Origin of the sequence: Klebsiella sp. Ech2A (assembly GCF_030078455.1) — a bacterium.
Taxonomy (GTDB): Bacteria; Pseudomonadota; Gammaproteobacteria; order Enterobacterales; family Enterobacteriaceae; genus Klebsiella; species Klebsiella terrigena.
On sequence record NZ_JAQGFU010000129.1, the window covers coordinates 1 to 12,308 of the forward strand.

The following is a 12,308-nucleotide window of genomic DNA, read 5'->3' on the forward strand; positions in this document are numbered from 1 at the left end:
CCGCCAGCACCTGACTGGTTTTCTGCGGCACATTCTCCGGCGGCGCGGAGCCATCTACAGCGTAATCAGGGAGCACCCAGCCCAAAAAAGAGTGAACCGGCAGCCGCATCACGCGCGCGGCCGGTGAATAACTCTGCGCTGGAGCGTCTGAGTTCGATTACCGAGCGCGTGCAGGCACGACCTGCTGCAGCGGCGCTGGAGCAGGCCCCGGCGAAGAAAGAAGCCTATCGCTGGAAATCGACGACCGTCGTCGAAACGGTGAAGGAAGAAGTCGCCACGCCGAAGGCGCTGAAGAAAGCGCTGGAGCATGAGAAAACCCCGGAGCTGGCGGCAAAGCTTGCCGTTGAAGCGGTCGAACGCGATAGCTGGGCGGCGGAAGTTAACCAGCTTGCGGTGCCGAAGCTGGTCGAGCAGGTGGCGCTCAACGCGTGGAAAGAGCAGGACGGTAACCGTATCTGCCTGCATCTGCGGCCGAGCCAGCGGCATCTCAACTCCGCTGGCGCGCAGCAAAAGCTGGCGGAAGCGCTCGGCGTTTTATACGGCGCAGCGGTTGAACTGACCATCGTGGAAGACGATAATCCTGCGATGCGCACGCCGCTGGAGTGGCGGCAGGCAATTTATGAAGAGAAGCTCACGCAGGCGCGTGAAGCGATTATTGCGGATAACAACATCCAGACGCTGCGCCGGTTCTTCGATGCAGACCTGGATGAAGAGAGTATTCGCCCCATTTGATGACAAGTTCGACTTGCCATCATCATCCTTAACGATGACCTACTGAGAGAGAAGCCTATGTTTGGTGGAAAAGGCGGCCTGGGTAACCTGATGAAGCAGGCCCAGCAGATGCAGGACAAAATGCAGCAGATGCAGGAAGAGATTGCCAGGCTGGAAGTGACCGGTGAATCCGGCGCGGGGCTGGTTAAAGTCACCATCAACGGCGCGCACAACTGCCGTCGCGTGGAGATCGACCCAAGCCTGCTGGAAGATGACAAAGATATGCTGGAAGACCTCGTGGCCGCGGCCTTCAACGATGCGGCGCGCCGCATTGAAGAGACCCAGAAAGAGAAAATGGCCTCCGTCTCTTCCGGTATGCAGCTGCCGCCTGGCTTTAAGATGCCGTTCTGATGCAAACCAGCCCGCTGTTAACTCAGCTTATGGAAGCACTGCGCTGCCTGCCGGGCGTTGGCCCAAAGTCGGCGCAGCGCATGGCGTTTACGCTACTTCAGCGCGATCGCAGCGGCGGGATGCGTCTGGCGCAGTCATTGACGCGCGCCATGTCGGAAATCGGCCACTGTGCCGATTGCCGCACCTTCACCGAGCAGGAGGTGTGCAATATTTGCAGCAATCCGCGCCGCCGGGAGAACGGGCAGATCTGCGTGGTGGAGAGTCCTGCGGACATCTACGCCATCGAGCAGACCGGGCAGTTTTCCGGCCGCTACTTCGTGCTGATGGGCCACCTGTCGCCGCTTGACGGGATTGGACCGGATGACATCGGGCTTGACCGCCTGGAGCAGCGGCTGCGTGACGAATCGATGCAGGAAGTGATCCTCGCCACCAACCCCACGGTGGAAGGCGAAGCGACCGCCAACTACATTGCCGAACTCTGCGCGCAGTACGGCGTCGAGGCTAGCCGCATCGCCCACGGCGTGCCGGTTGGCGGCGAGCTGGAGATGGTTGACGGCACCACGCTGTCGCACTCCCTCGCCGGACGGCACAAGATCCGGCTTTAGTCCGACATTCAGGCTGCTGGCGCGCGTCGTCCGCAGCCTGAATTATTTCGCGCATTCGGCATTTTTCGCTGCCGTTGCTTGAAAAATTTTCCTCCCGTCCCCATCTCACACTCAACGGTTTTTTTACCATTAAACATGGCATTGTTGAGGTTAAGCTAGATGAAAGGACAAGAAACTCGCGGTTTTCAGTCAGAGGTAAAACAGCTTCTGCACCTGATGATCCACTCTCTCTATTCCAATAAAGAAATCTTCCTGCGCGAGCTTATTTCCAACGCCTCCGATGCGGCCGACAAGCTGCGCTTTCGCGCGCTGTCGCAGCCGGATCTCTACGAGGGCGACGGTGAGCTGCGCGTACGGGTCTCTTTTAACAAAGACGACCGCACCCTGACCATCGCCGACAACGGCATCGGGATGAATCGCGACGAGGTTATCGATCATCTCGGGACGATTGCCAAATCCGGCACCAAATCGTTCCTCGAGTCGATGGGCTCCGATCAGGCAAAAGACAGCCAGCTGATCGGTCAGTTTGGCGTCGGCTTCTACTCCGCGTTTATCGTTGCCGATAAGGTCACCGTACGCACGCGCGCCGCGGGCGATAGCGCCGAAAACGGCGTATTCTGGGAGTCCGCCGGCGAAGGTGACTACACCGTTGCCGACATCACCAAGGCCGATCGCGGGACCGAGATCACTCTGCATCTGCGCGAAGGCGAGGATGATTTCCTCAACGACTGGCGCGTGCGCTCGATCATCAGCAAATACTCCGACCATATCGCGCTGCCGGTAGAGATTGAAAAACAGGAAGAAGTTGACGGTGAAACCGTTATCTCCTGGGAGAAAATCAACAAGGCGCAGGCGCTGTGGACGCGCAATAAGTCGGAAATTACAGACGACGAGTACAACGAGTTCTATAAGCACATTGCCCACGACTATAGCGATCCGCTGACCTGGAGCCACAACCGCGTTGAAGGGAAGCAGGAGTACACCAGCCTGCTGTATATCCCGTCCCAGGCGCCGTGGGATATGTGGAACCGCGATCATAAACATGGCCTGAAGCTCTACGTTCAGCGCGTCTTCATCATGGACGATGCCGAGCAGTTCATGCCTAACTACCTGCGCTTCGTCCGCGGCCTCGTTGATTCCAACGACCTGCCGCTGAACGTATCGCGCGAAATCCTGCAGGACAGCAACGTCACCCGCAACCTGCGCAGCGCGCTGAGCAAGCGCGTGCTGCAGATGCTGGAAAAGCTGGCGAAAGACGATGGCGAAAAATATCAGACCTTCTGGCAGCAGTTCGGCCTGGCGCTGAAAGAGGGCCCGGCGGAAGACGCTGCGAACCAGCAGACCATCGCTAAGCTGCTGCGCTTCGCCAGTACGCATACCGACTCCGCCGCCCAGACCGTGTCGCTGGAAGAGTACGTCTCCCGCATGAAAGAAGGGCAGGAGAAGATTTACTACATCACCGCCGACAGCTACGCCGCCGCGAAGAGCAGCCCGCACCTCGAGCTGCTGCGTAAGAAAGGCATCGAAGTGCTGCTGCTCTCTGACCGCATTGACGAGTGGATGATGAGCTATCTGACCGAGTTCGACGGCAAGGCGTTCCAGTCGGTAGCCAAAACCGACGAGTCGCTGGATAAGCTGGCGGATGAAGTCGATGAAAGCACCAAAGAGGCCGAAAAGGCGCTGGAGCCGTTCGTTGACCGCGTGAAAACGCTGCTGGGCGAGCGGGTGAAAGAGGTTCGTCTGACCCACCGTCTGACCGATACGCCGGCCATCGTCACCACCGATGCGGATGAGATGAGCACCCAGATGGCGAAGCTGTTCGCCGCTGCGGGCCAGGCGGCGCCGGAGGTGAAGTACATCTTTGAACTGAACCCGGCTCATCAGCTGGTTAAACGCGCCGCGGATACCCAGGATGAAGCTCAGTTTGGCGAATGGGTTGAGCTGCTGCTCGATCAGGCGCTGCTGGCCGAGCGCGGTACGCTGGAAGATCCTAACCAGTTTATCCGCCGCATGAACCAGCTGCTGGCATCCTAACTCCTGCCCTCAATACCCTCTCCCGAAACGGGGGAGGGTATCTGCCTCAAACCTTCTGAAATACCCTCTTCAGCCAAAATAAACTGACCATTAACCGTTTCAGCCATTCCGCCTTCCTTGAGCCATCTGCGTTCTGGTGGTATGGTTTAGCGTTTTTGAAAAATAGAATCGACTTTTGAGGGGATTTTCGTAATGCGTATTATTCTGCTTGGCGCTCCGGGCGCGGGTAAAGGAACTCAGGCTCAGTTCATCATGGAGAAATACGGTATTCCGCAAATCTCTACCGGTGATATGCTGCGCGCGGCTGTGAAATCTGGCTCTGAGCTGGGTAAGCAAGCCAAAGACATTATGGACGCCGGCAAGCTGGTGACCGATGAGCTGGTGATTGCGCTGGTGAAAGAGCGTATTACCCAGGAAGATTGCCGCAACGGTTTCCTGCTCGACGGCTTCCCGCGCACCATTCCGCAGGCTGACGCCATGAAAGAAGCGGGCATCGCCGTCGATTACGTCCTTGAGTTTGACGTACCGGACGAGCTGATCGTCGACCGCATCATCGGTCGCCGCGTTCACGCCGCTTCCGGCCGCGTTTACCACATCAAATTCAACCCGCCGAAGGTTGAAGGCAAAGACGACGTGACCGGCGAAGAGCTGAGCACCCGTAAAGACGATCAGGAAGAGACCGTGCGTAAGCGCCTGGTGGAATACCATCAGATGACCGCGCCGCTGATCGGCTACTACCAGAAAGAAGCGCAGGCGGGCAACACCCAATACGCCAAAGTTGACGGCACCAAAGCCGTGGCTGAAGTTCGCGTTGAGCTGGAAAAAATCCTCGGCTAATCCCGTGCGTTCTCATCCCGTCATTACGGGGTGAGAACACCTCTCATTCTACCTTTTTCTATGATTGGTTCCGTTTAGCGCCATTTCAGCTACAATTGGCTGCGATTCAAATGGTTAAGAGGCGGTAATGCATCAGACGAAAACAGGTATCTTGCTGGCCAATTTAGGCACTCCCGATGCGCCCACGCCCGACGCGGTGAAGCGCTATCTGCGACAATTTCTGAGCGACAAACGGGTCGTTGATACGCCTCGTCTGCTGTGGTGGCCGCTGCTGCGCGGCGCGATCCTCCCTCTGCGCTCCCCGAGGGTGGCGAAGCTTTACCAGGCGGTATGGATGGAAGAGGGCTCGCCGCTGATGGTCTACAGCCGTCAGCAGCAGCAGGCGCTGGCCGCCCGACTGCCGGAGACGCCGGTGGCGCTGGGGATGAGCTACGGTTCGCCCTCGCTGGAAAGCGCGGTGGATGAGCTGCTGGCCCAGGGCGTTGACCATATCGTGGTGCTGCCGCTCTATCCCCAGTACTCCTGTTCCACCGTGGCGGCGGTATGGGACGAGCTGGCGCGGATCTTTGGCAAAAAGCGGGCGATCCCGGGAGTTTCCTTTATCCGTGATTATGCCGACGATGTGGACTACATTGCGGCGCTCGCCGCCAGCGTTCGCGCTTCGTTTGCCGAACACGGCGAGCCGGACGTGCTGCTGCTCTCCTATCACGGTATTCCGCAGCGCTACGCCCGCGAAGGGGATGTCTACCCGCAGCGCTGCCGCGACACCACCCGTGAGCTGGTCTCCGCGCTGGATCTCTCTCCCGACCGGGTGATGATGACCTACCAGTCGCGCTTTGGCCGCGAGCCGTGGCTGACTCCGTATACCGACGAGACGCTGAAAATGCTGGGCGAGCAGGGCGTGAAGCACGTCCAGGTGATCTGTCCTGGATTTTCCGCCGACTGCCTGGAGACGCTGGAAGAGATTGCCGTGCAGAACCGCGAGTTCTTCCTCGAGGCCGGCGGGCAAAAATATGAATATATTCCCGCTCTCAACGCCGACGCGGCGCATATTGAAATGATGGTTAACCTGACGGCAGCGTATCGCTAATCGCCTGCGGCGCGGGGAATATGCTACTATTCCCCGCCTGTCCACTGCCACTAAACCACCACTATGAAATTTCCCGGTAAACGCAAATCTAAACACTACTTCCCCGTCAACGCCCGCGATCCGCTGCTGCAGCAAATTCAGCCGGAAAATGAATCCGCTATCTCCTGGGTGGTCGGCATCGACCAGACGCTGGTAGATATCGAAGCGAAAGTGGATGAGGCGTTTATCGAGCGCTACGGCCTGAGCGCCGGACATTCGCTGGTGATTGAAGATGATATCGCCGAGGCGCTTTATCAGGATCTGCTGCATAACGATCTGATCACCCACCAGTTTGCCGGTGGCACCATCGGCAATACCATGCACAACTATTCGGTGCTGGCGGACGATCGCTCGGTGCTGCTTGGCGTGATGTGCAGCAATATCGACATCGGCGGCTACGCCTATCGCTATCTTTGTAATACCTCCAGCCGTACCGATCTTAACTATCTTCAGGGCGTGGACGGGGCGATCGGCCGCTGCTTCACCCTGATCGGCGACTCCGGCGAACGCACCTTCGCCATTAGCCCCGGGCACATGAATAAGCTGCGCCCGGAAAGTATCCCGGAAGAGGTGATTGCCGGCGCCTCAGCGCTGGTCCTGACCTCTTATCTGGTGCGCTGCAAGCCCGGCGAACCGATGCCGGACGCCACGATGAAAGCGATTGAGTATGCGAAAAAGCACGACGTGCCGGTGGTGCTGACGCTGGGCACCAAATACGTCATTGCCGACAACCCGCAGTGGTGGCAGGCCTTCCTGAAGGAAAATGTCTCGATTCTGGCGATGAACGAAGAAGAGGCCGAGGCGCTGACCGGGCTTGCCGATCCGCTGCTGGCTTCGGATAAGGCGCTGGAGTGGGTTGATCTGGTGCTATGCACCGCCGGGCCTGCGGGCCTGTATATGGCCAGCTTTACCGAAGACGAGGCGAAACGCAAAACCCAGCACCCGCTGCTGCCGGGAGCCATTGCCGAGTTTAACCAGTACGAGTTCAGCCGCGCGATGCGCCATCAGGATTGTCAAAACCCGCTGCGTATTTACTCCCACATCGCCCCGTACATGGGCGGGCCTGAGAAAATCATGAATACCAACGGTGCCGGCGACGGCGCGCTGGCGGCGCTGCTGCACGATATCACGGCCAACAACTACCACCGCAATAACGTCCCCAACTCCAGCAAGCACAAGTGCAAGTGGCTGACCTACTCATCCCTGGCGCAGGTGTGCAAATACGCGAACCGCGTGAGCTATCAGGTACTGAATCAGCACTCGCCGCGTTTAACCCGCGGGCTGCCGGAGCGGGAAGACAGCCTCGAAGAGGCGTACTGGGAGCGCTAGGGGCGTTTCCCTCACCGCAGGGGGAGGGAACCGTTAGACAGGACAGGAGCGCGCCCTCAGCCGAGGTGAGAGGGCGTCAGAGCCTAGCCGGTGACGACTTCACCCGCCGGCGGCGTTTCCAGCAGCAGCAGCATGGCGCGGGCGATTTCGCGCTCGCCCATGACCACCTGGTTCGCGCCGCGTTCGACAATATAGTCCACTTCGTCATCATAGTGCGCGCGGGCGATAATCTCGATGTTCGGGCACTTCTCGCGCGCGGAGGCCACAATTTCTCCGGCCTCGTAGCCGTTAGGGATGGTCAGAAGCAGCCAGCGGGCGCAGTCCAGATGCGCCAGATTCATAATCTCTTCGTTTGCCGCATTGCCCAGCACCGCGCGGATGCCGCGTTCGCGCAGCTCGTCCACGCGGGTGCGTGACGTTTCGATAACCACCAGCGGAATACCCTGCGCCATCAGCTTCTCGCCGAGCAGGCTGCCGACGCGGCCAAAGCCCACCAGCAGCGCGTGATTGCAGATATCGACCGGAATTTGCTTCTCTTCTTCCAGCACCTCTTCGAGGGTTTGCTCGTCGAGGGTTTCGGTTTTATCGAGGTATTTCTCCAGCAGCGCGAACAGCACCGGGTTGAGCATAATGGAGATAATCGCCCCGGCAAGCACCAGGTTCTGCCCGGCCTGCGGCAGCAGATCCAGCGCCATGCCGAGCCCGGCGAGGATAAAGGCGAACTCGCCGATTTGCGCCAGGCTGGCGGCGATGGTCAGCGCGGTGCGCGGAGAGTGGCCGAACATCCGCACGAGGAAGTAGGCCACCACCGATTTACCGAAGATGATAATCGCCAGCGTTGCCAGCACCGCCAGCGGCTGCTCCAGCAGGATCATCGGGTCGAACAGCATGCCGACGGAAACAAAGAACAGTACCGCGAACGCGTCGCGAAGCGGCAGCGTATCGTGGGCGGCGCGGTGGCTGAGCTCGGATTCGTTGAGCACCATGCCGGCGAAAAAGGCGCCGAGGGCAAAGGAGACGTCAAACAGCTCAACCGCGCCGAAGGCAATGCCGAGCGCCAGCGCCAGCACCGAAAGCGTAAACAGCTCGCGCGAGCCGGTTGCGGCGCTGCGCGACAAAATCCACGGCACCAGGCGGCGGCCAACCAGCATCATAATGGCGATAAAGGCGACGACTTTACCGATAGTGATGCCCATATCCACGGCCAGCGACGCCAGGCCGACGTCGCCTTTTTCCGTCATTCCGGCGACGGCGGGCAGTAGGACCAGCGTCAGCACCATCACTAAATCTTCGACGATGAGCCAGCCGATGGCGATTTGCCCTCGCTGGCTATCAATAAGCTGGCGTTCTTCCAACGCGCGCAGCAGCACCACGGTACTGGCGGTAGAAAGACACAGACCAAAAACGATACCGGTCATAAGCGACCAGCCCAGCATCGCTGAAAGCGCCATACCCAGCAGCGTTGCCACGCCTATCTGGGCAATCGCGCCGGGGATGGCTATCGACTTTACCGCCATTAAATCTTTTAAAGAGAAATGCAGACCGACGCCGAACATCAGCAAAATGACCCCAAGCTCGGCCAGCTCTGGCGCCAGCTTGGTATCAGCAACAAAACCCGGGGTAAAAGGGCCGGAGAGTACGCCCGCTAACAGGTAGCCCACCAGTGGAGAAATACGTAGCTTATTGGCGATCATGCCAAAAATAAAAGCGAGGACCAGCCCGCCGACAATGGTGGTGATAAGCGGTGTTGCGTGGTGCATTCCGTCTCCTTGCATGTGGTGAGCCAATCCATTTTCGGTATTAAGCACCTCATCCTTCAGGCTGCCTCGGCGTTAGCTTCGCGCGTTCATCCTGCTCGCGGCCCTGATGCAACTCGAATGGTTTGGTGCATAAACCTAAAAAACCGAGTAATAGTTTATGACACTTTTAGCCGTTTTGTTTATGAATAATTATTGAATTATGCTGAAAACTGGAATTAGCCCGCAAAAAAGCACAGATCGGAAAACAGGGGCAGGTAATGCCGGGCGATCCTGATGGGGTAAGGGGTGACGGCAGCCAAAGTTTCACTTTGGCTGCCGTATAATCACGCTTTTTGATGATTGTTAGGGAGGAATATCGTCAGTATGCCGAGCAGAGGCAGGAAAGCGCAGATTTTATAGACCAGCTCGATACTGGTGTGATCGGCTAACAGCCCAAGCACCGCGGCTCCCAGGCCGCCCATTCCGAATGCAAAGCCGAAGAACAGGCCGGAAACCATGCCAATTCGGCCCGGTAATAGCTCCTGGGCGTAAACCAGAATGGCAGAAAACGCCGATGCGAGGATAAAACCAATTATCATGGTCAAAATCCCCGTCCACTCGAGGGTGGCATAGGGTAAAATAAGGGTAAACGGCGCTACGCCAAGGATAGAGCCCCAAATTACGTATTTCCGCCCGATTTTATCGCCGACAGGCCCGCCAATCACCGTTCCTGCGGCAACCGCGAACAGGAAGATAAACAGGTGAATCTGCGCGTTTTGCACCGATAAGCCAAACTTATCCATCAGATAAAAGGTGTAATAGCTGCTAATGCTCGCCATATAGAAGTATTTCGAGAAAATAAGCATCAGCAGGATGCTTACCGCCAGAATAACTTTATTTTTGGGCAGGGGATTGGCGATGACGGCCTTAGGTTTACCTTTGTTCATCCGATGCTGCGCGGCGTACCAGCGGCTGATTTGCGACAGCACAACGATAGCCAGCAGCGCGGCCAGCACGAACCAGGCAACGTTGCCTTTGCCGTAAGGGGCAATGATGACCGCCGCCAGCAGCGGGCCCAGCGAGCTGCCAAAGTTTCCGCCAACCTGGAACAGCGACTGCGCCAGGCCGTGGCGTCCGCCAGATGCCATGCGCGCCACGCGAGAAGATTCCGGATGGAAGACCGAGGAGCCGGTACCGACCAGCGCGGCGGCCAGCAGCACCGTGCCAAAGCTTCCCGCCAGCGCCAGCAGCACCAGCCCGCAGAGGGTAAAACACATGCCAACGGGCAGCGACCACGGCATCGGGTGCTTATCGGTTATATAGCCCACCACCGGCTGCAGGAGCGAAGATGCGAGCTGGAAGGTGAGGGTGATCATGCCGATCTGCACAAAGGAGAGGGAGAACTCCGACTGTAGTAGCGGGTAGATCGCGAGGATCAGCGACTGGATCATATCGTTCAGCAGGTGGGAAAGGCTGATGGCTCCCAGAATGCGAAACGAGGTGCGTGCTTTTTGCGGCGGCGCAGCGGAGCCGGATAAGGGTTGAGCGGTCTGATTCATTGCCATAGATTCACTTAAAGGTTCTTATTAGAGGATGCAGGTGTAATTATTATCTGACTAACATACCCGCGCCTAAGGTTTGAAGGAAGCCGCAATTCTGAAAACATATTTGTCTAATGGCTTAACTCGCTATACTTTCGGCACTTGTTATTAAATCAGGGAGTGAAAGATGCAATTTATGAAACAGGGCGTGGCGCTGGCGCTATTGGCGGCGCTATCGCTGGGAAGCCTGTCAGCGCAGGCCTATGAGCAGGATAAAACCTATAAAATCACCATCCTGCATACCAACGATCATCACGGACATTTCTGGCGTAGCGATTACGGTGAATACGGCCTGTCGGCGCAAAAAACGCTGGTGGACGGTATTCGTAAAGAGGTTGCCAGCGAGGGCGGCAGCGTGCTGCTGCTATCCGGCGGCGATATTAATACCGGGGTTCCGGAGTCTGATTTACAGGATGCGGAGCCTGATTTTCGCGGCATGAACCTGGTGGGCTACGACGCCATGGCGGTGGGAAACCACGAGTTCGATAACCCGCTCAGCGTGCTGCGCCAGCAGGAGAAGTGGGCTAAATTCCCGTTCCTGTCGGCCAATATTTACCAGAAAAGCACCGGTGAGCGCCTGTTTAAGCCCTGGGCCCTGTTTAAGCGCGGCGGGCTGAATATCGCGGTGATTGGCCTGACGACGGACGATACGGCGAAAATTGGCAACCCGGAGTACTTCACCGATATTGAATTCCGCAACCCGGCGGAAGAAGCGAAGCTGGTAATTCAGGAGCTGCAGCAGAATGAAAAGCCGGACGTCATTCTGGCTACGACCCATATGGGCCATTATGACAACGGTGCTCACGGTTCGAATGCCCCGGGTGACGTGGAGATGGCGCGCAGCCTTCCTGCCGGAGCGCTGGCGATGATCGTCGGCGGCCATTCGCAGGATCCGGTATGCATGGCGGCGGAGAATAAAAAGCAGGTGGACTACGTTCCCGGTACGCCGTGCGCGCCGGACAGGCAAAACGGTATCTGGATAGTCCAGGCGCACGAATGGGGTAAATACGTGGGCCGCGCGGATTTTGAATTCCGCAACGGTGAAATGAAGCTGGTGCACTATCAGCTGATCCCGGTCAACCTGAAGAAAAAGGTGACCTACGACAACGGCCAGAGCGAACGCGTGCTCTATACGCCGCAGATCCCGGAAAACGCGCAGATGCTGTCGCTGCTGACGCCGTTCCAGAATAAGGGCAAAGCGCAGCTGCAGGTGAAAATCGGCAGCGTCAACGGCCATCTTGAGGGCGATCGCAGCAAGGTGCGCTTCGTGCAGACCAATATGGGACAGCTGCTGCTGGCGGCGCAGATGGCGCGCAGCGGCGCCGATTTTGCGGTGATGAGCGGCGGCGGTATCCGCGACTCCATCGAAGCCGGGGATATTACCTATAAAGACGTGATGAAGGTGCAGCCGTTCGGCAACGTGCTGGTGTATGTCGATATGAACGGCCAGGAGGTGACGGAGTATCTCACCGCCGTGGCGCAGATGAAGCCCGATTCCGGGGCCTATCCGCAGTTCGCCAACGTCAGCTTTGTAGCGAAAGACGGCAAGCTGAATGATTTGAAAATCAAAGGCCAGCCGGTCGATCCGACAAAAACCTACCGCATGGCGACCCTGAGCTTTAACGGCACCGGCGGCGACGGCTATCCGCACATCGACGCTAAGCCAGGCTACGTCAACACCGGGTTCATCGACGCTGAGGTGCTCAAGGAGTATATCCAGAAGAACTCCCCGCTGGACGCGGCGGCGTTTGAGCCGAAAGGCGAGGTGAGCTGGCAGTAACGGGGGTGCATCGCTCGCCGGGTTGTGGGTTCAGCCCGGCGAAGCGCAGCGCGATCCGGCTGCGAGGATTAATCGCGGCGGGCGATATCGGCGAACTTCGCATCCAGGATTTTCGCCAGATCGCCGGCCCCC

General features: G+C 58.1%; 10 protein-coding genes and 1 other annotated feature. Of the genes, 8 read left to right on the forward strand and 2 right to left on the reverse strand.

The window, feature by feature from the left end; translation table 11 throughout:
- The 7 genes from PFH44_RS19245 to PFH44_RS19275 form a co-directional block, all read left to right on the forward strand.
- Positions 1-732, forward strand: a 732-nt coding sequence (locus PFH44_RS19245; RefSeq protein ID WP_283825846.1) for a DNA polymerase III subunit gamma/tau C-terminal domain-containing protein, incomplete at its 5' end; no start/stop codon positions are given.
- Positions 65-129: a sequence feature (DnaX frameshifting element), on the forward strand. (Overlaps the previous gene by 65 nt.)
- Positions 733-789: 57 nt before the next feature.
- A complete protein-coding gene (locus PFH44_RS19250) occupies positions 790-1,122 on the forward strand; it encodes a YbaB/EbfC family nucleoid-associated protein (protein WP_041144364.1) in 333 nt (110 codons plus the stop codon).
- Positions 1,122-1,727, forward strand: coding sequence for a recombination mediator RecR (gene recR / locus PFH44_RS19255; RefSeq protein WP_041144365.1), 606 nt, complete (start codon positions 1,122-1,124; stop codon positions 1,725-1,727). Before PFH44_RS19250 ends, recR begins: the two co-directional genes overlap by 1 nt.
- A gap of 159 nt (positions 1,728-1,886) precedes the next feature.
- The gene (gene htpG / locus PFH44_RS19260; RefSeq protein WP_283825847.1) at positions 1,887-3,761 is read left to right on the forward strand and encodes a molecular chaperone HtpG; all 1,875 of its coding nucleotides are present in this window, start codon (positions 1,887-1,889) and stop codon (positions 3,759-3,761) included.
- Between the two features lie 192 nt (positions 3,762-3,953).
- On the forward strand, positions 3,954-4,598 hold the full coding sequence (adk, locus tag PFH44_RS19265) for an adenylate kinase (protein ID WP_128878903.1): 645 nt from the start codon (positions 3,954-3,956) through the stop codon (positions 4,596-4,598).
- Between the two features lie 127 nt (positions 4,599-4,725).
- Positions 4,726-5,688 carry a ferrochelatase gene (gene hemH, locus PFH44_RS19270; RefSeq protein ID WP_283825848.1) on the forward strand — a complete coding sequence of 321 codons (963 nt, stop codon included), beginning with the start codon at positions 4,726-4,728 and terminating at the stop codon, positions 5,686-5,688.
- Between the two features lie 63 nt (positions 5,689-5,751).
- Positions 5,752-7,056 carry an inosine/guanosine kinase gene (locus tag PFH44_RS19275; protein WP_045854258.1) on the forward strand — a complete coding sequence of 435 codons (1,305 nt, stop codon included), beginning with the start codon at positions 5,752-5,754 and terminating at the stop codon, positions 7,054-7,056.
- Positions 7,057-7,139: 83 nt separating this feature from the next.
- On the opposite strand, the gene ybaL is transcribed toward PFH44_RS19275, so the two are convergent.
- A complete protein-coding gene (gene ybaL / locus PFH44_RS19280; protein ID WP_045854259.1) occupies positions 7,140-8,816 on the reverse strand; it encodes a YbaL family putative K(+) efflux transporter in 1,677 nt (558 codons plus the stop codon).
- Positions 8,817-9,139: 323 nt separating this feature from the next.
- Positions 9,140-10,360, reverse strand: coding sequence for an MFS transporter (locus tag PFH44_RS19285; RefSeq protein WP_095094509.1), 1,221 nt, complete (start codon positions 10,358-10,360; stop codon positions 9,140-9,142).
- A 163-nt stretch (positions 10,361-10,523) separates the two neighbouring features.
- Here PFH44_RS19285 and ushA point away from each other — a divergent pair, with 163 nt between their 5' ends.
- Entirely contained in the window at positions 10,524-12,176 is a 1,653-nt protein-coding gene (ushA, locus tag PFH44_RS19290) for a bifunctional UDP-sugar hydrolase/5'-nucleotidase UshA (RefSeq protein ID WP_045854261.1), read from the forward strand.
- The last annotated feature ends 132 nt before the right edge of the window (positions 12,177-12,308 follow it).